The sequence below is a fragment of the Embleya sp. NPDC055664 genome, assembly GCF_053618075.1.
This window is the reverse complement of the sequence record NZ_JBSHGZ010000012.1, coordinates 216,061-240,157: the sequence shown is the minus strand read 5'-3', so window position 1 is coordinate 240,157 and position 24,097 is coordinate 216,061. Positions and strand designations below refer to the sequence as shown.

Annotated in this window: 19 protein-coding genes; 16 read left to right on the top strand and 3 right to left on the bottom strand. The window is 72.0% G+C overall.

Annotated features, from left to right (window positions below; translation table 11 throughout):
- The first annotated feature begins 1,308 nt into the window (after nt 1-1,308).
- Nucleotides 1,309-2,175, top strand: a complete 867-nt coding sequence (locus ACWGR4_RS22015; protein WP_452133737.1) for a hypothetical protein — start codon at nt 1,309-1,311, stop codon at nt 2,173-2,175.
- Between the two features lie 82 nt (nt 2,176-2,257).
- On the opposite strand, the gene ACWGR4_RS22010 is transcribed toward ACWGR4_RS22015, so the two are convergent.
- Nucleotides 2,258-3,517 carry a DUF1015 family protein gene (locus ACWGR4_RS22010; RefSeq protein WP_380008614.1) on the bottom strand — a complete coding sequence of 420 codons (1,260 nt, stop codon included), beginning with the start codon at nt 3,515-3,517 and terminating at the stop codon, nt 2,258-2,260.
- Between the two features lie 132 nt (nt 3,518-3,649).
- Here ACWGR4_RS22010 and ACWGR4_RS22005 point away from each other — a divergent pair, with 132 nt between their 5' ends.
- Together ACWGR4_RS22005 and ACWGR4_RS22000 are read left to right on the top strand one after the other, a co-directional pair.
- Nucleotides 3,650-4,150, top strand: coding sequence for a tetratricopeptide repeat protein (locus ACWGR4_RS22005; RefSeq protein WP_380008611.1), 501 nt, complete (start codon nt 3,650-3,652; stop codon nt 4,148-4,150).
- On the top strand, nt 4,147-5,241 hold the full coding sequence (locus tag ACWGR4_RS22000) for an HAD-IIA family hydrolase (protein WP_452133738.1): 1,095 nt from the start codon (nt 4,147-4,149) through the stop codon (nt 5,239-5,241). Before ACWGR4_RS22005 ends, ACWGR4_RS22000 begins: the two co-directional genes overlap by 4 nt.
- Before the next feature lie 49 nt (nt 5,242-5,290).
- Here ACWGR4_RS22000 and ACWGR4_RS21995 read toward each other — a convergent pair whose 3' ends face one another.
- Nucleotides 5,291-5,632: an alkyl sulfatase C-terminal domain-containing protein gene (locus ACWGR4_RS21995; protein WP_380008605.1), complete on the bottom strand. Its 342-nt coding sequence runs from the start codon at nt 5,630-5,632 to the stop codon at nt 5,291-5,293.
- A 260-nt stretch (nt 5,633-5,892) separates the two neighbouring features.
- On the opposite strand from ACWGR4_RS21995, the gene ACWGR4_RS21990 reads away from it, so the two are divergent.
- The 6 genes from ACWGR4_RS21990 to ACWGR4_RS21965 all read left to right on the top strand — a co-directional run bounded on the left by ACWGR4_RS21990 (nt 5,893) and on the right by ACWGR4_RS21965 (nt 12,760).
- The gene (locus ACWGR4_RS21990; RefSeq protein ID WP_380008602.1) at nt 5,893-6,579 is read left to right on the top strand and encodes a histone; all 687 of its coding nucleotides are present in this window, start codon (nt 5,893-5,895) and stop codon (nt 6,577-6,579) included.
- The gene (locus ACWGR4_RS21985) at nt 6,576-6,800 is read left to right on the top strand and encodes a hypothetical protein (RefSeq protein WP_452133739.1); all 225 of its coding nucleotides are present in this window, start codon (nt 6,576-6,578) and stop codon (nt 6,798-6,800) included. Before ACWGR4_RS21990 ends, ACWGR4_RS21985 begins: the two co-directional genes overlap by 4 nt.
- Nucleotides 6,801-7,021: 221 nt before the next feature.
- The gene (locus ACWGR4_RS21980; RefSeq protein WP_380008596.1) at nt 7,022-7,825 is read left to right on the top strand and encodes a TlyA family RNA methyltransferase; all 804 of its coding nucleotides are present in this window, start codon (nt 7,022-7,024) and stop codon (nt 7,823-7,825) included.
- A gap of 214 nt (nt 7,826-8,039) precedes the next feature.
- Nucleotides 8,040-8,927 (top strand): NAD kinase, encoded by an 888-nt coding sequence (locus ACWGR4_RS21975; protein ID WP_126643989.1) that lies wholly within the window; start codon nt 8,040-8,042, stop codon nt 8,925-8,927.
- A gap of 501 nt (nt 8,928-9,428) precedes the next feature.
- Nucleotides 9,429-11,168 carry a DNA repair protein RecN gene (gene recN / locus ACWGR4_RS21970; protein ID WP_380008637.1) on the top strand — a complete coding sequence of 580 codons (1,740 nt, stop codon included), beginning with the start codon at nt 9,429-9,431 and terminating at the stop codon, nt 11,166-11,168.
- 1,091 nt (nt 11,169-12,259) lie between these two features.
- A complete protein-coding gene (locus ACWGR4_RS21965; RefSeq protein ID WP_380008593.1) occupies nt 12,260-12,760 on the top strand; it encodes a hypothetical protein in 501 nt (166 codons plus the stop codon).
- Nucleotides 12,761-12,846: 86 nt separating this feature from the next.
- On the opposite strand, the gene ACWGR4_RS21960 is transcribed toward ACWGR4_RS21965, so the two are convergent.
- The gene (locus tag ACWGR4_RS21960) at nt 12,847-15,234 is read right to left on the bottom strand and encodes a hypothetical protein (RefSeq protein ID WP_452131472.1); all 2,388 of its coding nucleotides are present in this window, start codon (nt 15,232-15,234) and stop codon (nt 12,847-12,849) included.
- A 357-nt stretch (nt 15,235-15,591) separates the two neighbouring features.
- Between ACWGR4_RS21960 and ACWGR4_RS21955 the strand changes: the two genes are divergently transcribed.
- From ACWGR4_RS21955 to ACWGR4_RS21925, 7 genes are all read left to right on the top strand, one after another.
- Nucleotides 15,592-17,010 carry an ABC transporter substrate-binding protein gene (locus tag ACWGR4_RS21955; RefSeq protein ID WP_452131473.1) on the top strand — a complete coding sequence of 473 codons (1,419 nt, stop codon included), beginning with the start codon at nt 15,592-15,594 and terminating at the stop codon, nt 17,008-17,010.
- A gap of 58 nt (nt 17,011-17,068) precedes the next feature.
- On the top strand, nt 17,069-18,028 hold the full coding sequence (locus ACWGR4_RS21950) for a carbohydrate ABC transporter permease (protein ID WP_380008584.1): 960 nt from the start codon (nt 17,069-17,071) through the stop codon (nt 18,026-18,028).
- 26 nt (nt 18,029-18,054) lie between these two features.
- Nucleotides 18,055-18,909 (top strand): carbohydrate ABC transporter permease, encoded by an 855-nt coding sequence (locus ACWGR4_RS21945; protein ID WP_452134228.1) that lies wholly within the window; start codon nt 18,055-18,057, stop codon nt 18,907-18,909.
- Between the two features lie 8 nt (nt 18,910-18,917).
- On the top strand, nt 18,918-19,850 hold the full coding sequence (locus ACWGR4_RS21940) for an NAD-dependent epimerase/dehydratase family protein (RefSeq protein WP_452131474.1): 933 nt from the start codon (nt 18,918-18,920) through the stop codon (nt 19,848-19,850).
- A 50-nt stretch (nt 19,851-19,900) separates the two neighbouring features.
- On the top strand, nt 19,901-21,151 hold the full coding sequence (locus ACWGR4_RS21935; RefSeq protein ID WP_452131475.1) for an enolase C-terminal domain-like protein: 1,251 nt from the start codon (nt 19,901-19,903) through the stop codon (nt 21,149-21,151).
- Between the two features lie 88 nt (nt 21,152-21,239).
- A complete protein-coding gene (locus ACWGR4_RS21930; protein ID WP_380008572.1) occupies nt 21,240-22,325 on the top strand; it encodes a LacI family DNA-binding transcriptional regulator in 1,086 nt (361 codons plus the stop codon).
- 126 nt (nt 22,326-22,451) lie between these two features.
- Nucleotides 22,452-24,065 (top strand): FAD-dependent oxidoreductase, encoded by a 1,614-nt coding sequence (locus ACWGR4_RS21925; protein ID WP_452131476.1) that lies wholly within the window; start codon nt 22,452-22,454, stop codon nt 24,063-24,065.
- Nucleotides 24,066-24,097: the final 32 nt, after the last annotated feature.

The window sequence follows — 24,097 nt, the reverse complement described above, 5'->3', positions numbered from 1 at the left end:
GGTGGGTCGCGTCCCTCGTTCAACCGTGACGACCGTGGTGGGGACCGTCGTCCTCCGGCCGGGCGCGACGATCGGCCCGGGTTCCGTGAGGAGCGTGGTGGGGACCGTCGTCCGCCGTTCCGGTCGGACCGGCCCGAGCGTTCCGACAGGCCTGGTCGTGATGATCGTGGTGGGTCGCGTCCGCCGTTCCGCTCGGATGCTCCGGAGCGGGATCGTGGGCAGTCGCGGACCTCGTACGGGGCTCGTGGCGACCACGCGATCGCCCGTCCGAACCGCGAGGACCGGCCGTCGTACGGCCGTGATGATCGTGGTGGTCGGCCGTCGTATGGCAATCGGGACGATCGTGGTGGGTCGCGTCCCTCGTTCAACCGTGACGACCGTGGTGGGGACCGTCGTCCTCCGGCCGGGCGCGACGATCGGCCCGGGTTCCGTGAGGAGCGCGGCGGGGATCGTCGGCCGCCGTTCAATCGCGATGAGCGTGGTGGGGACCGTCGTCCGCCGTTCCGGTCGGACCGGCCCGAGCGTTCCGACCGGCCTGGTCGTGATGAGCGTGGTGGGGCGCGTCCTTCCTACGGTCGGGACGACCGTGGGGGGCCCGGTGGGCGGTTGCCGTTCCGTGCCGATCGTGGGGACCGGCCTGCTCGGGACGATCGTGGTGGGTCGCGTCCGGCGTTCGAGCGTGATGACCGTGGTGGGGACCGTCGTCCGCCGTTCAACCGGGACGATCGTGGGTCCGGCCGGCCGTCGTATGGCAACCGGGACGACCGTGGTGGCTCGCGTCCGCCGCAGCGGGCGGAGCGGCCTGCTCGGGACGAGCGTGAGTTCGGGGATCGTGACCACCGTGACGGCGCCAGCAGCCGGCCGACCTACAACGGTCGACCCGGTGCGCGGCAGCCGTTCCAGGAGCGTCGTCCGGCGCCGCGGCGGGACGACCGGGGTTCCGGGCGTCCGACCGGTGGCGGTCGGGACGAGCGTGGTGGGGATCGTCGGCCGCCGTTCAATCGCGACGACCGTGGTGGGGACCGTCGGCCGCCGTTCCGGTCGGACCGGCCCGAGCGCTCGGATCGGCCTGCCCGTGACGACCGTGGTGGGGCGCGTGCTCCGTTCCGGTCGGATCGGCCCGCTCGGGACGATCGTGGGGGCTCGCGTCCCTCGTTCGGTCGGGACGACCGTGGTGGCCGGCCCTCCTTCGGGGACCGGGACCGCGATCGTGGCGGTCGGTCGTCGTACGGGAACCGGGACGACCGCGGCGCTTCGCGTCCGTCGTACGACCGTCGGGACGAGCCGGGCTACGTGCCGGTAGAGCGCATGTTCATTCCGGAGGACGTCCAGGCCGAGGAACTCGGTGCGGAGGCGCGTCAGGAGCTGCGTGGGCTGCCCAAGACGCTCGCCGACGAGGTCGCGCGCAACCTGGTGATGATCGGCCGTACGGTCGACGAGGACCCCGAGCTGGCGTACAAGTACGCGAAGGTCGCGCTGCGGCTCGCGTCGCGTGTCGCCGCCGTGCGTGAGGCGGCAGGGATCGCGGCGTACATGGCCGGGGCCTACGCCGAGGCGCTGTCCGAGCTGCGGGCGGCCCGGCGGATGACCGGGTCGAGCGAGCACTGGGCCGTGATGGCCGACTGCGAGCGTGGCCTGGGCCGTCCGGAGCGGGCGTTGCAGATGGCCGGGGCGGACGAGGTCAAGGAACTGGACAAGGCCGCGCAGATCGAGCTGCGGATCGTCGCGGCCGGTGCGCGCCGGGATCTGGACCAGCTCGACGCGGCCGTGGTCACCCTTCAGGTGCCGGAGCTGAACTCGGCGTCGACGAACCCGTGGGTGGCGCGACTGCGGTTCGCGTACGCCGACGCGTTGGCGGCCGTGGGCCGCGACGACGAGGCGCGGGACTGGTTCGGGCGGGCCGCCGAGGCGGACACGACGGGCGAGACCGGTGCGGCCGAGCGGGTCGCGGAGCTGGACGGGCTCGACTTCACCGATGCGCTCGACCCGGACGCGGAGGACGACGACGAGGACGAGGTCGACGTCGACATCGAGGACTCGGCTGCGGAGGCGGTCGAGTTCGAGGGTGGCGCGGAGGACGAGGACGAGGCTGAGGTTGCGGCCGAGATCGACTCGGATGAGGACGACGACTCGGACGATGACGACGACGCGGTCGTCGGCGACGTCAAGGACTGATTGAGCGTCGAAGAGGTGTGAAGGGAAGGGCCCGGCATTCGTGCCGGGCCCTTTTTGTGTTTCGTGGTTGTGGGCTACGTGGTCATTCGGTCAGGTCGAGGCTTCTGAGGACCAGGCCCGTGGCCGGCTTCGGGCCGAACGAGGTGGATTTTCTGGGCATGCGGATGTCCTGTTCGGCCAGGTCCCGGACCACTCGTTCGTCGGTGGGACGCAGCAGGATCGCGGTGCCGCCGGTGTGGTTGGCCTGGCGGACGGCGGCCGCGGCGTCGTGGACGTAGGTGATGTTGTCCCAGTTGTCCGGCACGTGCCACACCTGTTCGAGCAGGGCGGCGTGCAGGACCGTGGCGTCCAGGCTGCGCCAGGTGCGCGGGCGGTCGGCGCGGATGGCCAGGTCGAGCAGGTCCGGGTCGGGGCCGGTGAGCAGGTGGAAGCGGCGGTCGCCGGCGAGCAGGAAGGCCGGTCCTGTGGCCTGGTCCAGGGCCCACAGGGCGGCGGGCAGCGTGCCGTCGAGGGGGCGGGCCAGGAACGCGCCGGCGCCCGCGTCGCCGTAGGTGGCCAGTTCGTTCAGCGCCTGTGCGGGGCGCAGCTTCGGCAGCACGCGGTGGATCGCGCCGACCCGCAGCGGGTGGCGGACGGTGTCCACGAGCAGTACCAGGCCGCGGTCCCAGGGGCCGTCGCCGCGGCCGTCCGCGTGCGCGCGGTCGCGCATCCGGGCGTAGGCCGCCCAGCGGTGGTGGCCGTCGGCGATCAGCGCCTTGCGGGCCGCCAGGTCGTCGCGGATCCCGGCGAGCGCCTGGCGATCGGTCACCCCCCACAGCCGGTGTCGTATGCCGTCGGGTGTGCGCAGGCCGACGAGCGGCGGCTGGTGGGTGGTCTGTTCGACGATGTCGGACGCGCGTCCGCCGCCCGTGTACACGAGCAGGATCGGCTCGGGGTTCGCCGACAGCTCGGTCATGATCGCGGCGCGGTCGGCGACGGGGCCGGGCATCACGTCCTCGTGCGGCAGTACCGCGGAGTCGAGCGACAGGGCGCCGATCAGACCGCGTTGGATCGAGTTGTGATCGCGCTGCTCGTAGACGTAGAGCGTGGGCAGCGGATCGGGACGCAGCACCCCCTCGGCGAGCCAGGTGCGCAACGTGGTGCCGGCGTGTACCGCGCTGCGCGGCAGTACCAGGCGCACGATGTTGTGCGGGTCGGCGTCCTCCAGCGCGGGTACGCCGCCGGGCTCGACCACGTCGTACGGTGGCGAGGTCACCGACGCGACGTCCCCCACGCGGTCCGGGTCGTAGCGGAGCCCGCGGAAGGGGGCCAGATCGAGCCCGTTCGGCACTGCGTCATCCATGACCGAATGTTACGGGCCCGAGGGCGGGCAAGATCAGGACATCCGATGTCGCCGGCCTCCGGATCGTCGGACGTTTCGGTTCGGGGGCGTCGGTTCGGTGGACGGCGGGTGGTCGAGGTGCGGGAGGGCATCATGGCGATGGCTCAGGGAGCCGACGGGGTGAACGGTGCGCCCACTGGAGACGTGTACGACTGGTATCGGCGCGGGGTGCAGCTGCTCGCGTCGGGTAATCCGGCCGCCGCCGCGCTGTTGCTGGCGCGGGCGGCGGACGCGGCGCCGGAGTCGCGCAGCGTGCGGGAGGCGCTGGCGCGGGCCTGGTTCGACTCGGGCAGACACGACGAGGCGCTGCGGCACTTTCGGGCGGTGGCGGAGTCGGATCCGGCGGACGACTACGCCCAGTTCGGCTGGGGCCTGTCCGCCTCGCGGCTCGGCGACTTTGAGACGGCCGTGGAGCACCTGGCGCTCGCGGTGGCGATGCGGCCGGAGACCAAGCACTACCGGACGGCGCTGGTGCAGGCGCGGGCCACGTTGCGGGCGCGGGCGGGGGCGTACGGGACGATCGGTGCGGACGGCCGGGACGGCGGGTCCGGTCGCAACGGTGACGAGACGAGTGACAGGAGTGGCGACGCGTGAGCGGGCATACCTCGGCGGTGACGACGGACGGTTCGGACGCGGGCGGGGACGGGGGTGCATTGGCGCGGGCCTACGACGTGGCGCTGCTCGACCTGGACGGGGTCGTGTACACGGGTGCGCGGGCGGTGCCGCATGCGGTGGAGGTGTTGGCCGAGGCGCGTGAGCGGGGGATGGGGCTGGCGTTCGTCACCAACAACGCGTCGCGTACGCCCAAGGCGGTGGCGGAACATCTGGTCGAGCTGGGGGTTCCGGCGCAGCCGGAGGACGTGGTGACGTCGGCGCAGGCCGCGGCGCGGGTGGTCGCGGAGCGGGTGCCCGAGGGGGCGTCGGTGCTGGTGGTCGGCGGTGAGGGCCTGGAGGTGGCGCTGCGGGAGCGTGGGTTGCGGCCGGTGCGGTCGGCGGATTCGGGTTCCGGTTCGGGTTCGGGGGCGGGCTCCGGCTCTGGTTCCGGTGGGGACGGGCCTGCGGCGGTTGTGCAGGGGTTTGCCGCGGATGTGGGGTGGGCGGCGTTGGCGGAGGCGTCCTATGCCGTGGCGCGCGGGGTGTTCTGGGTGGCTTCGAACGCGGACCTGACCATTCCGACGGAGCGTGGAATCGCGCCCGGGAACGGGGCCCTGGTGGGGGTGGTGCGCGCGGCCACGGGGGTCGAGCCGGTGGTGGCGGGCAAGCCCGAGTTGCCGCTGCATCGCGAGACGATCCTGCGTACCGGGGCGCGTCGGCCGCTGGTGGTGGGCGATCGGCTCGACACGGACATCGAGGGTGCGCACAACGGCGGCGTGGACAGCCTGTTGGTGCTGACCGGGGTGACCACGCCCGAGGCGTTGTTGGCGGCCGGTGCGGGGCAGCGGCCGACGTTCGTCGCGGAGGACCTGCGGGCGCTTTTGGAGCCGGCGGTGACGGCGCGGCGCGACGGTGACGCGTGGGTGTGCGGCGGGTGGTCGGCGCGGGTGGTGGACGGCGCGTTGGCGGTCGAGGGCGAGGGTGCGCGGATCGACGGGTTGCGGGCGGCGTGTGCGGCGGTGTGGGCCGAGGACGCGGAGGCGGCGGCTCGGGTCGACACGGGCGGGGTGGTGCAGCGGTTGGGGTGGTAGCGGGAGGGGGTCGGTCCGGGCGCGGCCGGGTGCTGCGGGGCTTTCCGGGTCAGATCAGCTTGCGGAGTACCAGCAGGTCCTTGAAGGACGCCTCCAGCTTGACCCGGCCCTTGGCCCACGCGGAGGCGAAGTTGAGGGTGCCGGCCACCAGCGCGACCAGGTCGTCGCCGGTCATGGCCAGTCGGATCTGCGCCTTCTCGGTGCGCGGCTCGGTGTCGATGTCGTGCAGGGCGCCGTCGCGCAGGCGTCCGGAGAAGGTGACGTCGAGGTCGGTGACGTGGCAGCTGAGGCTGCGGTCGAGTTGGGTGGCCTTGCGGGTGTCGCCCTCCGCTCGGCCCATCTTGGCGGACAGTTCCTCGAGGGCCGTGCGGCACTCTTCGACGGTGGCCATGCGGGGAGATTCCTTCCGTGGGATCCGGTTGGCGACCGTACCCCACCCGGGGGCGGGCGATGTCCGTGGCGGTCGATCGGTCGGCCGTCGATGCGGGGCGGTTCGGGTTCGGGTTCGCCTTGTTCGTGTCGGCGGCATGTCGTTGCTTCCGTTCGCGCGGCGGTCGAGAGGGTAGCGTCGGGGGCAGACCGATCATCGCCGTTCGTATCGCCGCGCAGGCACCGATACGGCGGCCGGAGCAGGAAGGCGGGCGCCGGTTCATGCGAGACGTCGTGCGCAGTTACCTTCAGATCGCCAGTGGTTTGACCGAGATGACCAGGCAGCGGGTCACCGAGGTGGCCAAGGTCCTCGTCGAGCGCAGCGGCCTCGACCTGGAGCAGGTTCCGGAACAGGCCCAGGCGTTGCCGCAGTTCGTGCAGCAGGTCGCCGAGGAGTTGTACGAGACCGGCAAGGCGAACCGGGACCTGCTCGTGGGCATCGTGCGCGGCGAGGTGGACAAGGCGCTGACCCGTACGAGGCCGTGGACCAAGGATCTGGCCAAGGCCGAGGAGGAGATCACCCGGTTGAAGAGTCGGGTGACGGATCTGGAGCACCGGTTGGCGCGGGCGTCCACGCCTCGGGCGGCGCGGCCGGCGGGTGCGCCCGGAGCGGGCGGGGCGGGGCGTTCGGCCGCGACGCCGGTCGCGACTCCGCCGGCGGCCGGCCCGTCCGTTGCCACGCCGCCGGTCGCTGCTCCGCCGTCCGGCAAGCCGGTCGCGAAGAAGGCGGCGGCGAAGAAGAGCGTCGCGGACAAGCCCGCGGCGGACGGTGGCTCGGCGGCGCCGGCCGGTCCGCGCAAGCCGGCGCGCAAGACGAACGGGACGCCCGCCACGAAGAAGACGGCGCCGGCCAAGAAGGCGATCCGCAAGCCGACCGCGCCGGCGGCGGACGCGGACGGGCAGTCGTGAGCGAAGCCTCGGCGGCGGACGGCACGGAGCGGGCGGTCGCCGAGGACGTCGCGACCGGGTCGGGCGTCGTCGAACCACCGCCCCCCACGGGCGACCCGCACGTGGACGCGGTGCTGGCCACCTTGAGCCGTGTGGGTGACCTGCCCACCGAGGCGCACGGGCCGGTGTACGAGGATGTACACCGGGGATTGCGGGACACCCTCGCGGATCTGGATCGTTAGGGCGGGTCCGTGTTCTCCCGTCGGGCTCCGCGACGTCCGGCACCGTGCCCGGCCGTACCGGCGAACCATTCGATCGGGACCACCGAACGGGTGTTTCGCCGGTACGCCGGGGCGTGGCACCGGGCTTCGCGGAGGCCGGCGGGCGACCCACCCGCGCCGGCGCGAGAGTGGCGGTTCTCGTCGACGACTTCGGCACAACCAAGGAACGGCAGGCACGACCGGTGGCACGACGCAGGCTCGACGCCGAGCTGGTGCGCAGGGGACTCGCTCGCTCCCGGGACCACGCGAGCGAACTGATCGCGGCCGGGCGGGTGACGGTGGGCGGCCAGGCCGCGACCAAGGCCGCCACCCAGGTCGACGCGGGGGCGGCCGTGGTGGTCGCCGCCGACGCGGGCGACCCGGACTACGTATCGCGCGGCGGGCACAAGCTCGCGGGCGCGCTCGCCGCGTTCACCCCGCTGGGGCTGAGCGTGGAGGGGCGGCGCTGTATCGACGCGGGCGCCTCGACCGGCGGCTTCACCGACGTGCTGCTGCGCGCGGGGGCGGCGCACGTGGTCGCGGTGGACGTGGGGTACGGGCAGCTCGCGTGGGCGCTGCGCAACGACGACCGGGTGACCGTGCGGGACCGGACCAACGTGCGGGAGTTGACGCCGGATCAGGTGGGGCCGGCGGCCGAGGTGGTGGTGGGCGACCTTTCGTTCATCTCGCTCGGGCTGGTGTTGCCGGCGCTGGTGCGCTGTTCGGCGCCGGACGCGGACCTGGTGATGATGGTCAAGCCGCAGTTCGAGGTGGGGCGCGAGCGGTTGGGCGCCGGTGGTGTGGTGCGCGATCCGGCGTTGCGGGCGGAGGCGGTGCGGATCGTCGCGGAGCAGGCCGCGAAGTCGGGCCTGGGGGTGCTCGGGGTGACGGCGTCGCCGCTGCCGGGGCCGTCGGGCAACGTCGAGTATTTCCTGTGGATGCGGGCCGGCGCGCCCGAACTGGATCCGGCGGACGTCGATCGGGCGATCGCCGAGGGGCCGCGGTGAAGGGCGTGCGCGATAGCGTCGCGGCGTACGGGTCGGGCGCGGCCCGGGGTGGTGTGGACGGCGGCGCGGCGGATGGTTCGGGCTCGACCTGCGGGTCGGGGTCGGCCGGGGGCTGCGCCGAGGGTGGTACGGCGTACGGATGCGGCTGCGCCGACGCCGGTATGGCGTACGGATATGGCTGCGGTGCGCGCGATGCGGACGAGGGGATACGGGGATGAGCGATCGCACGATACTGGTGGTCACGCACACCGGCCGTCCCGCGGCGTTGCGCAGCGCGCGGCTGGTGGTGGAGCGGCTGATCGCGGCGGGCCTGGGTGTACGGGTGCTGGAGCCGGAGGCGGACGATCTGGCCCTGCCGGGCGCGGTCGTGGTGTCCGTGGAGCCGGACGCGGCCAAGGGTTGTGAGCTGGCCATCGTGCTCGGCGGCGACGGCACGCTGCTGCGCGGCGCGGAGTTGGTGCGCGAGGCGGCGGTGCCGATGCTCGGGGTCAACCTGGGCCGGGTCGGGTTCCTGGCGGAGGCCGAGCGCGAGGACCTGAACGACGTGGTCGAGCGGGTGGTGGCGCGGGACTACGACGTCGAGGAGCGCATGACGCTCGACGTGGTGGTGCGGGTCAACGGCGAGATCGTGCATACGAACTGGGCGTTGAACGAGGCCGCGATCGAGAAGGCCTCCCGCGAGCGCATGCTGGAGCTGGTCGCCGAGGTGGACGGCCGGCCGCTGTCGCGCTGGGGCTGCGACGGGGTGGTGTGCGCGACGCCGACGGGGTCGACGGCGTACGCGTTCTCCGGTGGCGGACCGATCGTGTGGCCGGAGGTGGAGGCGCTGATCATGGTGCCGATCAGCGCGCACGCGCTGTTCGCGCGGCCGGTGGTGGTCTCGCCGAACTCGGTGCTGGCGCTGGAGCTGGCGGCGGAGACTCCGCCCGGTGCGCTGTGGTGCGACGGGCGGCGGACGGTACAGCTGCCCGCGGGCGCGCGTGTGGAGGTGCGACGGGGGACCCAGCCGGTGCGGTTGGCGCGGCTGCATCGGGCGCCGTTCACGGATCGGTTGGTGGCGAAGTTTGCGTTGCCGGTGAAGGGGTGGCGCGGGCGGCGGTGAGGTGGTCGGGCGGGCGGGGGCTTGGCTCGCGGGGCGGGTGAGGCTTGATCCGCGGGGTGGGTGACCGGGCTCGCGAGGCTGGGTGGGTGCGCTTGCGGGGGCGTGGGACCGCACTTGTGGGCCGGCCCGGTTGCACTTGCGGGGCTTGGTGGTCGTGCTTGCTCGGGTCGGGCGGCTGCGCCTGCGAGGGCGGGTGGTGCTTGCGGGGGTGTGGGGCTGCCTTGTGGTGCCGGCTGGTTGTGCTCGCGAGCGTCGGTGGTGGGTCGCGCTTGTGGGGCCGGGTGGGGGCGCTTGTGAGGGCGGCGGGCTGTGTTGGCGAGGTCGTGGGGGTGCGCTTGCGGCGTCGGCCGGGCGGGCCCGTGGCGCCGCCGGCCCGTGGGGCCTGCGGGCCGGCCGGCTGCGGCTGTGGGGGTGTGTTGGGGTGGCTGACACACGCCGTTGAACTGCTTTCTTCGCGTGGAGTCCCCGCGACCTCGTAGTGTCGTCCCCGTGCTCGAAGAGATGCGGATACAGGGTCTGGGTGTCATCGAAGACGCCGTAGTCGAGCTCGCGCCGGGCTTCACCGTGGTCACGGGCGAGACCGGCGCCGGCAAGACGATGGTGGTCACCGGGCTCGGCTTGCTGTTCGGTGGGCGGGCCGATGCCGGGCTGGTGCGCAACGGGACGGGGAAGGCTCTGGTCGAGGGCCGGCTCGGAGTGCCGGCGGATTCGCCCGCCGGGCGGCGGGCGGCCGAAGCGGGTGCCGAGGTCGACGACGGCGAGCTGCTGCTGGCCCGGACGGTCTCGGCCGAGGGGCGCTCGCGCGCACACGTCGGCGGGCGGTCCGCGCCGATCGGGTTGCTCACCGATCTGGCCGACGACCTGATCGCGGTACACGGGCAGACCGACCAGCAGCGGCTGTTGCGGCCCGCCCGGCAGCGCGCCGCGCTCGACCGGTACGCCGGGGAGGCAGTGTCGGTGCCGCTGAAGGCGTACGGCGCGGTCTACCGGCGGCTGCGCGAGGTGAGCGCGGAGCTCGACGAGATCACCACGCGGGCGCGCGAGCGGGCGCAGGAGGCGGACCTGCTGCGGTTCGGCCTGACCGAGATCGAACAGGTGGTGCCGCAGCCGGGCGAGGACGCCGAACTGGCCGCGGAGACGCTGCGGCTGGGACACGCGGACGCGCTGCGTACGGCCGCGACCACGGCGCACGAGGCGTTGCTGGGCGATCCGGAGACCGGTTCGGACGCGGTGGACGCCACGACCCTGCTCGGTGCGGCGCATCGGGCGGTGGAGGCGGTGCGGGCGCACGATCCGGCGCTGGCGGCGCTCGCCGATCGGCTGGGCGAGGTCGGGTATCTGGTGGCGGACGTGGCCACCGAACTGGCGTCGTACGCGGCCGGGGTGGACGCGGACCCGGTGCGGTTGGCGGCGGCGGAGGAGCGGCGGGCGGCGCTGGCGGGGCTGACCCGCAAGTACGGCGAGTCGATCGACGAGGTGCTGGCCTGGGCGGAACGTTCGGCCGCGCGGTTGGCCGAGTTGGACGGCGACGACGACCGCACCGAGGAGCTGACCGCCCAACGCGACGCGTTGCGGGGCGAGTTGACGGTGCTCGCGGGCGAGGTCTCGGCGGCTCGGCATGCGGCGGCGGAGAAGTTCGCGGCGGCGGTGACCGGTGAGTTGACGGCGCTGGCGATGCCGTATGCGCGCGTCGGCGTGGCGATCGACGGGGTCGACGACGCGGAGGGGCTGGCGGTCGGGGATCGGGTGCTGGCGTATGGGCCGACGGGCGTGGACGAGGTCGAACTGCAGCTGTCCCCGCACCCGGGCGCGCCGCCGCGGCCGTTGGCGAAGGGTGCGTCCGGCGGTGAGCTGTCGCGCGTGATGCTCGCGGTCGAGGTGGTGTTCGCGGGGGCCGACCCGGTGCCGACGTTCGTCTTCGACGAGGTCGACCAGGGCGTCGGCGGCAAGGCCGCGGTCGAGGTGGGCCGCCGGCTGGCTCGTTTGGCGCGCGTCGCGCAGGTGATCGTGGTGACGCACCTGCCTCAGGTCGCCGCCTTCGCCGACCGCCACTTGGTGGTCGAGAAGTCCAGCGACGGTACGGTCACCCGCTCCGGTGTGGTCACCCTCGACGACGCGGCAAGGGTCCGGGAACTGTCCCGCATGCTGGCGGGCCTGGAGGACTCGGAACTGGGCCGCGCACACGCGGAGGAACTACTGGCCACGGCAGCCGGCGCAAAGCGGGAGGCGGCATCGCCATGAGGGGCAAGCGGGTCCCGCCCGGCGGGCCGCGGGGGGTGTTGGGTGCCGCGCCGAGCGTGCCCCCACCCGGCCCCCCGCCGCTGCCGACCTCGAAGCCTGCGCTTTAGACGCCCCGAGCGGGCCCGCCCGGGCCCGGTGGCCGTGCGGCCGTGCTGCGCCCGATGGCCCTGGCGCCGCCCAGGGGAACGCTGCACGCCTGCTCCCCCAGCCGGCCGGGTACGGCGCTCCGCTGCACTGCCGGGACGAACGCCCCCTTCACGGTCGGCGTCGGCGCTCGGCACGCGGCGCCCGTTCGCGGCGTGGTCGGCGTCGAGGCTCTGCTTGTGGCTCCGCCCGTTGCGCGGCCGGTGGCGGCGTTCGCCACGTGGCCATGTCCGCTGCGGTGCGCATGTCGGGATGCACGCTTGCTACGCGGTCGGTGGCGGCGTTCGGCACGTGGCGTGCGTCCGTCCGCTCCGCGGCCGAAGTGATGACCGGCTTTCGCCTTTGGCCACCGGCTTCGGCGCGTCGGCGCCCGCGACTCTGGCTGCCCCGGGATCGACGCGCGCAGCGCGGAGAGCGGCGGAGCCGCAAAGTTTGGGTCGGGTGGCCCGGAGCGAAGCGGAGGGACACCCGACCCCGAGCGAGGGGCCGCGTTTCTGCGGAGGAGCGAAGCGGGGGAGCAGAAAAGTGGTGCCTCGCGAGCCGGCGCGAAGCGCCCAACAAGAAGCAACGCCGCGAACACGATTCCGCCCCGCCGCAGCCTCACCGTGCGACTTTGGCGCCCCGACCCGCTCGGATCACGACGTGGCCAACCCACCCCGCTCGCCCGGCGGCTCTGGTGTCCCGCCCTGCTCGCATTGCGCCTTTGGCTGGGCGGCCGGTCCGGGCTGCTGTTCCGCCTTGGCCGGTGGGTGACTCCGGTTTCGGGCGTGGTGGGGCAACTGCCTGTGTTTTGAGGGGACTTGACGGATCGCGCCAACGGGTTTGGGTGCTTGTCAGGGTGGGCGTGGGTTGCTCTACTTGGTTCGCGCTCTGTGTGGAAATGGTTCGTAGTGCTTCTGCTCCTTCGTACGGTTCGGGTTCAGCCCAGAAACCCCCGGGAGTCAGCCATGCCAAAGCACATGAAGATCGCTGCGCTTGCCAGTGCCGGTGCACTGGCTGCCGTGACCACGTTCGTCGGGTCCGCCTCTGCGGGCGGGCCCTCGACGGCCCCTTACGACTGTGTGGATGCCAGGGGTCGTGCGTTTCCCGCCAAGGTGACCTATTTCACCGGCGGCGGGCAATTGAAGGTGACCATCTCCGCTCCGCCGATTCCGGCCGGGTTCGCGGCCAACTCCATCAACACCACCGCGATCTTCAATGGGCCCAGCGGTGGCGTTGTCTACGACGGTGCCATCAATCCGCCGTACCCGGGTGGTGCGCCCGTGTTCAATCTGGGGGCCATTCCCAAGGTCAGCGGCACCATCGGGGTCGGCCAACCGCTGGCGGACGTGATTTCGGGTCCGCCGCCGTCGCCCTCCAACTGGAGTCTGCGGGTGCTCTTCCCGGGGTGGCCCGGTTGGTACTGCGTCGCACGCGCACCGCTGAGCCCGACGCTGCTGTACAGCTGAACGGACCAGCCGCGCCGAGCGGCCGGCCGGGACGGCGGCGCGTACATCCACGCGCCGCCGTCCCACCCGTCCCTACTCGCCCGTCCCTACGCGGTCGCCTCCGGCGTTGACGTGAGGCCGTGGTAGATCCGTGGCGCGCCGTCCAGGCGTACCCCCACCCGGCCCCCCGTCGCCGTGAGGGTGCGCTCCCGGCCGATGCAGTCGACCTCGCGGACCGTCGTGCCGGCCGCCTGTACCGACAGGGTCGTCTTGGTCGGCCACGGGTCCACCCACGGTTCGGGCGCGGCGAACCAGCCGGAGTCGGTGGGGTGGGCCGCGTTGAGGATGTAGCCGTCCTTGCGGCTCCACAGGATCGAGATCGGGCCGTCGGGGGAGTCGAACAGCAGGCCCTTGAGATCCGGGTCGGCCGGGGTCAACCATCGGACGAACGTGGCCCGGTCCAGCACGCGGGCGGCGGTGGCGTAGGCCAGCATGGACGGCTTGGCGCCGAGGTCGCGGTGCATCAGGCCGTAGTGGTACTCGGAGTTCGCCGGGTCGGCCCACTGCGGCTTGCCCAGGACGCTGTCGTGCAGCTGGTACCAGTTCACGCACCGCACGCCCTCGGCCTTGGCCAGCGCGAGGGTGAGCAGTACGTTCTCGGCGGCGTGCCGGTAGGTGTCGTGCCACCAGCTGTTCGGCTTGGTGCACGCGTACGCCTCGGTCAGCCACAGCTCCTTCGGGCCGTACGCGGCGATCACCTCGCGTGCCTTGCGCAGTCCGCCGAGGAAGTTCCAATACGTGCCGTTGTCGCCCATCGTCCAGTCGGCCGGCGCCGGGGCGTAGTCGGGGGTGAAGTTGCCCCGGCCCGGGTGGAAGGCGAAGCCGTCGATCAGGTCCCAGCCGCCGGCGTTGCGGAAGTTCTCCGTCCAGACGTAGTCCATCCCGGCAAGTCCCGCGTTGAGTACCTTGGTTGGCGCCCCCGCCGCGGTCAGCCGGTCGCGTACGGGGTGCAGTCCGTCGCGCACGTAGGCGGCGGCCGTCTGGCCGCTCATCCACGGCTTGTTGATCTCGTTGGCGACCTCGAACCAGTCCGCGTTCGCCCCGATGGCCTTGGCGGTGTTGGTGTCCGCCCACGCGGCGATCTGGGCGGTGGTGCCGCCGAGCGGGATGCCGGCCAGTTCGATGTTGTGGGCCAGGCCGGCCGCGTCGAGGGTGGCGGGTGGCAGGCCGGGGCCGCCGTCGTAGGAGATGCGCACCCGCTTGATGCCGATGCGGTGCATCAGGTCCAGCACGGCCGGCGTGGACGGTTGGAGCAGCCACGGGTAGTTGGCGATGCCGAACATGCTGTCGGCGCCCGCCTGGTAGTCGAACGGCGGCAGTACCGTGAGGTTGGTGCGGGCGAATGCCTCGTCCGGGCCCGAGGTCGCGCACACCTCGGTGAACACGATGCCGTGCGCCGGTGCGGTGACGGTGAAGGTCCGCGTCCAGGTGGCGCCGGCGGCGACCGTGCCCGAGACCGTGCCGCTGCCCAGCATCGCGCCGTCGAAGTCCCTTGCCCACCAGGAGAGTTGTACCGGTCGGGCGGTGGTGCCGCCGTTGGCCACCTCCGCGTGCAGCGGCATCGGTACGCCGCCCTGGTCCCAGATCGAGAACGGTCGGTCGGTCCACACCTCGACGCCGAGCGGCCGGCCCGAGCCGGTGGTGCCGGCCGCCGCCGGGCGCATCGCGCCGAGTACGAGGTCGGCCTCGGTCACCGCGCCGGTGGGGGTGACGGTGCCCGGGGCATGGATCCAGGTGGCGTTGGTCCAGGCCGGGGTGGTGCCGGCGAGGCGGAAGTAGGCGTTGGTGTCGGCCCACGTCTCCTGGTAGACCACGCCCGTGTTGGTCTCGTACGGGATGCCGCCGCCCGCGTCCCGGTTCCAGGTGGTGAGCGCGACGAAGTTCTCCGGCGCGGTGGGGGCGAGCACCGTACGGCCGAACATGAACCCGGCCGGGACGAGCGTGGTCGAGCCGCCGACCTCCCAGCGCAGATGCGCGCGGTTCGGGGTGACGTCGAGGACGGCCCGGACGGTGATGCCGTTCGCGGCGGCGGCCAACGTGTAGTCGACCCGGATCGCCGCTCTGCCGTCCGGGAGGGTGATCCGGGACGGGGTGCCGCCGGTCGTGGGTTGCAGGCCGGCGACGCTGTCCTTGGTCATGAACCTGGTCAGCCGGATGCGTTCGGTGCCGGCGCCGTCGCGCACCGAGATCTGTCCGTCGAGGCCGGCGGTCAGCGAGATGCCGGGGGCGGAGATGGTGACCGGGGCGGTCGTCGTCGCGCCGGCGGGGGCGGGTGTCGCCGCCCCGGCGATTCCGGCCGCTCCGGCCACGCCCGCCACGCCGGTCGCCACGGCGCCGGTGAGGAAGCCGCGTCGGTGCAGGCCGGGGCGGGGTGTGTGGATGGGGTGGTCCGGTGTGGCGTCGGGTGATTCGGGGCTGTGTTGGTCGGCGGACATGGATCCCTTTCCCGAGCGACGAGGGCGGGCGGCGGAAGCACCCGGAGCGGCGGCAGCGGCGGGCCCCGGCGGGCGCGGCCGAGGCATGGCGACAACGGCGACGGCACCGGGGACGACAGCCGCGGCGGCAGCGGCGTTGGTAGGGACGGTCGGGCGATGACCCCGGCCTAATGCGGATTAGAGCGAATGTGTACCCCGATCCACCGGCCGCGTCAAGACCGTCGTATGTCTGATTCGCCGGGTCGGGCAACCTGCCCGCAACCCCCTTGACACCTCCTCCTAATGCGAATTAGATACGACCCCATCGGCTCCGGAGCACACCCGGAGCGGGCATTGTCAGGACCCAGGGAGGTACCCGTGACCGAGTCAGTTCCGGTCAGTACGCTCCGGCGTCGACGTCGGCGGGTGGTGGCGGGAGGCGGAGCGCTCGCGCTGGCCCTCGTCGCCGGCACCGCCGGTTGTTCGTCCGGCTCGTCCGGATCGTCCGGCGCCGGTTCCTCCGGCAAAACCACGATCACCGTCGCGGGCATGCCGGCGACCACGTCGCCCAAGACGCGGCAACAATTCCTGGACGCCGTCGCGGCGTTCGAGAAGGCCAACCCGAAGATCAAGGTCAAGCCCACCGACACCCAGTGGGACGCACGCACGTTCGCCGCCCGGTTGGCCGGCGGCAACGCGGAGACGGTGTTGACCGTTCCGCTCACCGAGCCGCCCGGCCTGATCGCCCGCAAGCAGATCGCCGATCTCGGGGCCGAACTCGAGGCGTTGCCGCACGCGGGCGACCTGGACCCGCGCGCACTGGCCCCGGCCACCGCCGCCGACGGCCGCGTCTTCGGACTGCCGGTCACCGAGTACGCACTCGGACTCGTGTACAACCGCGACCTGTTCACGAAGGCGGGCCTGGATCCGGACAAGCCGCCGACCACTTGGGACGAGGTCCGCACCGCCGCGAAGAAGATCTCCGACACGGGCGCCACCGGCTACACGCAGATGACCGTCAAGAACACCGGCGGCTGGATCCTGACCGCGATGACCTACGGCTTCGGCGGTTCGATGGAGAAGAAGGTCGGCGACACGTATGTGCCGGCCCTGCTCGACGGTCCGGCGGAGAAGGCGTTGGGGCAACTGGCCGCGATGCGCTGGCAGGACGACTCGATGGGCAACAACCACCTGCGCACCCAGCAGGACGCCGAACGGGACTTCGCCGCGGGCAAGATCGGCATGATGATCAGCACGGTCAACAGCTACAACCGCTACATCACCCAATACTCCGGCAAGCCCGCCGACTTCGGCATGGCCGCGCTGCCGCAGCAGAACGGCGGCCGGTCCACGCTGCTCGGCGGCCTGATGGCCGTGGTCAGCGCCAAGGCCACGCCGGCGCAGCGGACCGCGGCGGTGAAGTGGATCGACTACTTCTACCTCAAGCCCGCCTACGACCCGGCCGCGGCCGAGGAACAGGCGGTCGCCCAGGCGGCGGACAAGCTCGCGGTCGGGCTGCCCACGCTGCCGTTCTACTCGGCGGCGGTGTCCGATCCGGTGAACGTCGCGATCGGCAGGCACACGAACATCCCGACCGGGAACTTCGCGCCGTACGTCGCCGGCGTCGGCAAGCTCGAATATCAGGTCGAACCCCCGGTCGCCGCCCAGGAGTTGTACGGCGCGCTGGATACGGCGGTACAGGCCGTGCTGACCCGCAAGGACGCCGATCCGCGGGCCGAGTTGGCCAAGGCGGCGGATCGACTCGGGCCGGTCGTCGAGAAGGCGCAGGCACCGTGAGCGGGCGCGGACCGTGCGGCATGCGGCGCGCCGTGCCGCGCGGAGTCGAGGGGCCGTCGTGAGTACACCGACCATCTCCCGGGAGAGCGTCCCGGTCGTGGCGTCGGCGACGGTTCGTCCGAGCGGGCCCGGGTCCCGGATCGGGCGGTGGCGCGGCGGCGCCCGGCACCTCGTGCCGGTGCTCTTCCTGTTGCCGACGGTGTTGGTGTTCGGTCTGTTCTCGTGGTGGCCGATCATCCGTAGCCTGCTGCTGAGCTTCCAGCAGACGAACCTGGTCGAACCGGCCACGTGGGTCGGGTTCGACAACTACCAAACCCTGCTGGACGACCCGCTGTTGGGCAAGGCGGTCGTGAACACACTCGTGTTCACCGGCCTGGCGCTGCTGATCGGCTTCCCGCTGCCGCTGTTCCTGGCCGTGCTGATGTCCGAACTGCGGCGCGGCGCCGGGCTGATGCGGGTGCTGGTGTATCTGCCGGTGGCGGTGCCGCCGGTGGTGGCGGTGCTGATGTGGAAGTGGTTCTACGACCCGGATTCGGGCCTGTTCAACGAGATGTTGGGCAAGGTCGGCCTGGGCCCGTACCCGTGGTTGCAATCCGCCGATACGGCGATGGCGAGCCTGGTGGTGGAGGCGACCTGGGCGGGCGCGGGCGGCGCGGTGTTGATCTACCTCGCGGCGCTGGCGAGTGTGCCGACCGAGTTGTACGAGGCCGCCGAACTCGACGGCGCTTCGGTACGACGGCGGTTGTGGCACGTCACGTTGCCGCACATGCGCCCGGTGTTGCTGATCATGATGCTGCTCCAGGTGATCAACACCTTCCAGGTGTTCACCGAGCCGTTCGTGCTGACGGACGGCGGGCCCGAGGACTCCACGGTCACCGTGCTTCTCCTCATCTATCGCTACGCGTTCGTCAGCGGCGACTACGGCGCGGCGGCGGCGCTGAGCGTGAGTCTGGCCGCCGTGCTCGCGGTCCTGTCGGCGATCTATCTGCGGCTCACCCGCGCGTGGGGGACGAAATGAGTACCGGTGCCGGTGGTAGGGGCGTGATGTCCGAGGCCGAACGCCGACGGCCGATCACCCGGTTCGGGCTCGGGACCACCCAACTGTTGTTGATCGCGGCCCTGATCATCGAGGGCGCCGGTCCGATCTATTGGGTGTTCAAGGGTTCGATCTCCTCGACCCAGGACTCGCTGCGGCATCCGTTGGCGCTGTGGCCCGAGGAGGCGCACTGGTCGAACATCTCGACCGCGTGGACGAGTCTGGATCTGGGCCGCTATCTGACCAACACCGTGGTGCTGGTGGGCGGTTCGTGGTTCGTGCAGTTGTTCGTGGCGGTGACCGGGGCCTATGCGCTGTCCGTGCTGCGGCCGTTCTACGGCAAGTATGTGTACGCGGCGGTGCTGGCCACGCTGTTCCTGCCGGGCACGGTGTCGATGGTCTCGCTCTATCTGACCATCCAGGACCTGCCGCTCACGGGCGGCTCGATCGCCAATACGCCGATGGCGGTGTGGCTGCCGGCGGGTGCGCACGCGTTCAACGTGCTGCTGATGAAGCAGTTCTTCGACGGCATTCCGAAGGAACTCCTCGAGGCGGCCCGCCTGGACGGCGCCGGTCCGTGGCGGATCCTGACCCGCATCGTGCTGCCGATGTCCCGGCCGATCCTGGCCGTGGTGTCGTTGCTCGCGGTGATGAACGCGTGGAAGGACTTCCTGTGGCCGATGATCGCCATCACCGACACGGAAAAGCAGCCGCTGGCGGTGGCGTTGCCGAGGCTGGCCGACACCTCGAACCAGAGTCTGCTGATCGCGGGCATGCTGATCGCGATCATCCCGCCGGTGGTGGTGTTCCTGGTCTTCCAGCGGCAGATCGTGCGCGGGATCGCGTTCACGGGGCTGAAGTGAGGACGACGGTGCGGGATTCGGTGGGTCGTGTGCTGGTCACCGGTGCGGCCGGGCGGCTCGGTGGCGCCGTGCTGGACGAGTTGGCCGCTCGTGGGGTGGCGGTCACCGCGCTTGCGGTCGAGGAGGCACCGGGGTTGGCGGCCGATCGGGTCGTCGTCGGTGACGCCCGGGATCCGGGGGCCGTGGCCGATGCGCTCGACGGGGTCGACGCGGTGATCCACCTCGCCGCGCTGGCCTCGCCCGAAGTCGCGGCGCCGGAGGTGGTGTTCGGGACGAATACGCAGGCCACCTTCGTGGTGCTGAACGAGGCCGGGCGCGCGGGAGTGGGGCGGCTGGTGCTGGCGAGCAGTCTGTCGATCACCGGACTGCCGTTCGCCCGGTCCACGCCTCGGCCGCGACCGGCCTACCTGCCGCTCGATACGGCGTTGCCGTCGCGGATCGAGGACCCGTACGCGCTGTCCAAGCAGGTCGACGAGGCCACCGCCGCGATGATGCATCGGCGGTACGGGATGGCCTTGGCGGCGCTGCGCTTTCCGTTCCTCGGCGACCGGGACCGACTCGCCGCGCACGCCGCGCGGTTGGCGCGGGATCCGGCGAGTGGGGCGGCGGAGGTGTGGAGCTACCTCGATCTGCGCGACGCCGCTCGGGCCTGCGTGCTGGGGCTGACGGGGCGGGAAGTGGCGGGCGCTCCGGTGTTGTTCGTCGCGGCGCCGGACACGCTGTCGGCCACGCCGACGCGGGAGTTGTTGGCCGCCCACCTGCCGGATGTGCCGTGCCGGGTGGACTTTGCGGGGCATGCGGTGCCGATCGACCTGGCTCCGGCCCGGGCGGTGTTGGGCTTTACGGCGCGGTATCCCTATCCGGTCGAAGGGCGGGGTGAGGCGCGAGAAATGAGCGCTGATTCTCGTTCGAACCCCCTTGCACAGGAGCGACGCCCATGACTGACGCGGAGAGGCCCGTCCCGACTCCGGCCCCAACCCCGATGGCTCCCATGGTGGAGACACAGGCCCCGTGGCCCGCGCGGGACTCGTTGCGGATCACCTCGGTGCGAGCCATCGTGACCGCGCCCGGTGGGGTGCCGCTCGTGGTGGTGCGGGTCGATACCTCCGAACCCGGGCTGTACGGGCTCGGCTGCGCCACCTTCACCCAGCGCTTCCACGCGGTGACCGCGGCGGTCGAGCAACATCTCGGGCCGATGGTGGTCGGTCGGCATCCGGCCGACATCGAGGACATCTTCCGACTGCTGCACTTCTCGTCCTACTGGCGCGGCGGGCCCGTCCACAACAACGCGCTGTCCGGCATCGACCAGGCCCTGTGGGACATCGCCGGCAAACGGTTGGGCGTTCCGGTGTACGAACTGCTCGGCGGTCGGGTGCGCGGCGGTGCGGCGGTGTACACCGGCGCCCGGGGCGGCAGTGTCGAGGAGTCGATCGAGCGGGCCGCGGCGTTGGCCGAACAGGGTTACCGGCACGTGCGGTTGCAGTGCGGCGGCCCGGGGCTCGGTACGTACGGCGCCGAGGGTACGCCGGGCGGCTATCCCGGCAGCCCGTACCCGGACGGGTGGGACGTCGGCCACTATCTCCGCACCACGCCAGGCCTGTTCGAGCGGGCACGTGAGGTATTGGGCGACGACATCGGCCTGTTGCACGACGCGCACAACCGGCTCACCCCGAAAGAGGCCGTGGGGCTGGCCCGTTCGCTGGAGTCGTACCGGCTGTTCTTCCTGGAGGACCCGCTCGCGCCGGAGCACTTCGACCGGCTGCCGGAGGTGCGCGCCGCGGCGCCGATGCCGATCGCCTCCGGCGAATTGGTGACCTCGATGACCGACGCCACCCGCCTGGTCACCTCCGGCGGCGTCGACTATCTGCGGGTGCACGTCTCGGCGGTGGGCGGACTGACCCCGGCTCGCAAGCTGGCCACGCTGTGCGAGCTGACCGGGGTCCGCACGGCCTGGCACGGGCCGCCGGACGTGTCGCCCGTCGGCGCGGCGGTCAACCTGACGCTGGACGTGACCAGTCCCGCGTTCGGTATCCAGGAGCAACACGTCTACCCCGAACGGGTGCACGAGGTCTTCCCCGGCACGCCGCGCACGGTGGACGGCTATCTCACCCCCTCGGACCGGCCCGGCTGGGGTGTCGATCTGGACGAGGCCCAGGCGGCGAAGTACCCGCCGCAGACCCACCTGCACGAGCGTTGGGCGGCCCGCGTGCGGCGTCCCGACGGTGGGTTGGAAGCTCCGTGAATCACCCACCGTTACTGGATATACTCGATTTCCATCTTGATCTGATGCGTATTAGGCGGCCGTTGCCGCCGGGCACTTGGAGGATGACATGAAGCCGAGCGGCGGGCCCGGGCGGCCGGCCGGTTCACGGACGAACCGGCCCCGTCAGGCGGACATCGCCCGCCTGGCCGGCGTCTCGCAGCCGACGGTGTCCCTGATCCTCAGCGGCGGCTCGGCGGCGGTGGGCATCGCCGACGAGACCCGGCGCAAGGTGATGGCCGCCGCCGAACAACTCGGCTACGTGCCCGACCCGATAGCGAAGCGACTGGCGGCCGGGCAGAACAACCTGCTCGGGCTGTACACGTTCACCGCGACATTCCCCACCGAAATGTCCCACGCCTACCACCCGTTCCTGGTCGGCATCGAGCAGGAGTCCGCGATTCAGGGCTACGACCTGCTGATGTTCATCGCCTCCAGCGTGACCGGCGAACGGCCGCACGCCGAGGTGCTGAACCGGGTCCGGCTGGCCGACGGCTGCCTGTTCATGGGTCGGCATCTGCCGATCCGGGAGATGGACCGGCTCCTGGCCACCGATCTGCCGGTGGTCTACCTCGGCCGACACGACGACTTCGGCGACCGGCTGCCGTATGTCGGCGCGGACTACGTGACGGCGACGGCGGAGGTCGTCCGTCACCTGGCCGAGCTGGGTCACCGGGACATCCTGTACGTGCGCGAACTCGACGACGCGATCAGCGCCGTGGACCGCGAGGCGGGCTTTCGGCGCGGGATGGCCGAGTGCGGACTCGCGCTCGACGAGGGCGCCGTGGTCCGTACGGACGGCTCCGATCTGACCACCGATCGGCTGCGCGGCTGGTACGAGCGGGGCGTGACCGCGATCGTCACCGAGGCCACCGACACCGACGCGGCGCATCGGGCGCTGCTGGCCGCCGCCTCGGAGGCGGGATACCGCTTCCCCGACGACCTGTCCCTGGCCACCCTCGGCGCCCCCGAATACACCGAGCAGGGACCGCCGGCGCTGACCGGATTCGTGGTGCCGCGCCGGGAGATGGGCGCGGCGGCGGTGCGGTTGCTCACCGGGTTGATCGCGGGGGACGCGGACAACGATGCGCTGCCCAGGCATCAGTTGATGAGCTGTGCGCTGGAGATCGGGCGGACGGCCGCCCGGGTGCGCTGAGTTCGTCGCCGATGCTCGCGAGCCGTTCGGCCGAACGGCGATGTCGGTGCGCCCTGTTCGGCGTTTGTTCGGCGTACGCCCGGCGTTGCATGTGCTTATTCGATTCCGTTCACGAAGGGCTGCACCATGTCCGAAATCAATACCGAGATACTCGTCGTCGGCGGTGGACTCGGGGGAGTCGCCGCCGCGTTGGCCGCGTGCCGTGCGGGGCGCAGGGTCGTGCTCACCGAGGAGACCGACTGGATCGGCGGCCAACTCACCGCGCAGGCCGTGCCGCCGGACGAGCATCCCTGGATCGAGAGCTACGGCGCCACCGCGACCTATCGCGAACTGCGCACCGCGATCCGCGACCACTACCGGACCTGGTATCCGCTGACCGGCGCGGCGGCACGGCGGCGCGACCTCAACCCGGGGGCCGGCTATGTGAGCAAGCTCTGCCACGAACCGCGCGTCGCGCTGGCCGTGTTGCAGGCGATGTTGGCCCCGCATCTGGCGTCCGGGCGGTTGCGCATTCTCCTGGAGCACGTACCCGCCGAGGTGTTCACCGAGGGCGACCGGGTGTCCGGGGTGACCCTGTGGGGTCTGCGGACCGAGGAGTCGCACACCGTCACGGCGGACTACGTCCTGGACGCCACCGAGACCGGCGAGTTGTTGCCGCTGGCGAAGGCGGAGTACGTGACCGGCGCCGAGTCCCGGGAGGAGTACGGCGAACCGAGCGCGCCCGCCGAGTGCCGGCCGCTGAACATGCAGGGCATCACCTACTGCTTCGCGATCTCGCACCACGAGGGCGAGAACCACGTGATCGACCGGCCCGCCGACTACGACTTCTGGCGCTCGTACCGGCCGGACTTCTGGCCGGGACCGCTGCTGGGCTTCCTCGCGCCGGACCCGCGCACGTTGAAGCCCGAGGCCCGGACGTTCGATCCGGGTCCGACCGGCGATCCGCTGGCGATCACCGCCGACCAGAGCGCCAACGCGGGCGGCGACGACCTGTGGTTGTTCCGACGCATCCTGGCCAAGGGGCTGTTCGAGCCGGGCGCGATCGACTCGGACATCACGCTCGTGAACTGGCCGTTGAACGACTACTGGTTGCGGCCGATCATCGAGGTCGGCGCCGACGAGGCCGCCGCCGCGCACCGCGAGGCGAAGCAGTTGTCGTTGTCGGTGCTGTACTGGCTCCAGACCGAGGCACCGCGCCCGGACGGTGGCCGGGGGTATCCCGGACTGCGGCTGCGGCACGATGTGGTGGGCACCGCAGACGGGTTGGCCAAGTCGGCGTACGTGCGCGAGTCGCGCCGGATCCGCGCGGTGACCACGGTGACGGAGCATCACGTGTCCCGGGACATCCTGGGCGGGGACACCATCCACCACTTCCCGGACTCGGTGGGGGTGGGCGCGTACCGGATCGACCTGCATCCGTCGACCGGCGGCGACAACTACATCGACGTGGCCAGCGTGCCGTTCGAGATTCCCCTGGGCGCGCTGCTGCCGATCCGAATGCGGAATCTGCTGCCGGCGGGCAAGAACATCGGCACGACGCACATCTCGAACGGGTGCTACCGGCTGCACCCGGTGGAGTGGAACGTGGGCGAGGTGGCCGGCCGGCTGGCGGCATACTGCCTGCGGCGGGGCGTCGAGCCACACGCGGTGCGCGAAGACCCCGCGCTGTTCCCCGAGTTCGCCGCCGAGTTGGACGCCGCCGGGGTGGAACGGCGGTGGCCGGCGCCGGCGGGGTATTGAGTCGCTGCCCGTGGGCCGCCGTCAGGGTGTAC

Coding starts and splice junctions, on each gene's coding strand:
- ACWGR4_RS21960 (WP_452131472.1), bottom strand. CDS start 15,234: ATGTCCGCCGACCAACACAGCCCCGAATCACCCGACGCCACACCGGAC.
- ACWGR4_RS21975 (WP_126643989.1), top strand. CDS start 8,040: ATGAGCGATCGCACGATACTGGTGGTCACGCACACCGGCCGTCCCGCG.
- ACWGR4_RS22010 (WP_380008614.1), bottom strand. CDS start 3,517: ATGGATGACGCAGTGCCGAACGGGCTCGATCTGGCCCCCTTCCGCGGG.
- ACWGR4_RS21945 (WP_452134228.1), top strand. CDS start 18,055: ATGTCCGAGGCCGAACGCCGACGGCCGATCACCCGGTTCGGGCTCGGG.
- ACWGR4_RS21995 (WP_380008605.1), bottom strand. CDS start 5,632: ATGGCCACCGTCGAAGAGTGCCGCACGGCCCTCGAGGAACTGTCCGCC.
- ACWGR4_RS22005 (WP_380008611.1), top strand. CDS start 3,650: ATGGCGATGGCTCAGGGAGCCGACGGGGTGAACGGTGCGCCCACTGGA.
- ACWGR4_RS22015 (WP_452133737.1), top strand. CDS start 1,309: ATGTTCATTCCGGAGGACGTCCAGGCCGAGGAACTCGGTGCGGAGGCG.
- recN (WP_380008637.1), top strand. CDS start 9,429: ATGCGGATACAGGGTCTGGGTGTCATCGAAGACGCCGTAGTCGAGCTC.
- ACWGR4_RS21990 (WP_380008602.1), top strand. CDS start 5,893: ATGCGAGACGTCGTGCGCAGTTACCTTCAGATCGCCAGTGGTTTGACC.
- ACWGR4_RS21965 (WP_380008593.1), top strand. CDS start 12,260: ATGCCAAAGCACATGAAGATCGCTGCGCTTGCCAGTGCCGGTGCACTG.
- ACWGR4_RS21935 (WP_452131475.1), top strand. CDS start 19,901: ATGGTGGAGACACAGGCCCCGTGGCCCGCGCGGGACTCGTTGCGGATC.
- ACWGR4_RS21925 (WP_452131476.1), top strand. CDS start 22,452: ATGTCCGAAATCAATACCGAGATACTCGTCGTCGGCGGTGGACTCGGG.
- ACWGR4_RS21930 (WP_380008572.1), top strand. CDS start 21,240: ATGAAGCCGAGCGGCGGGCCCGGGCGGCCGGCCGGTTCACGGACGAAC.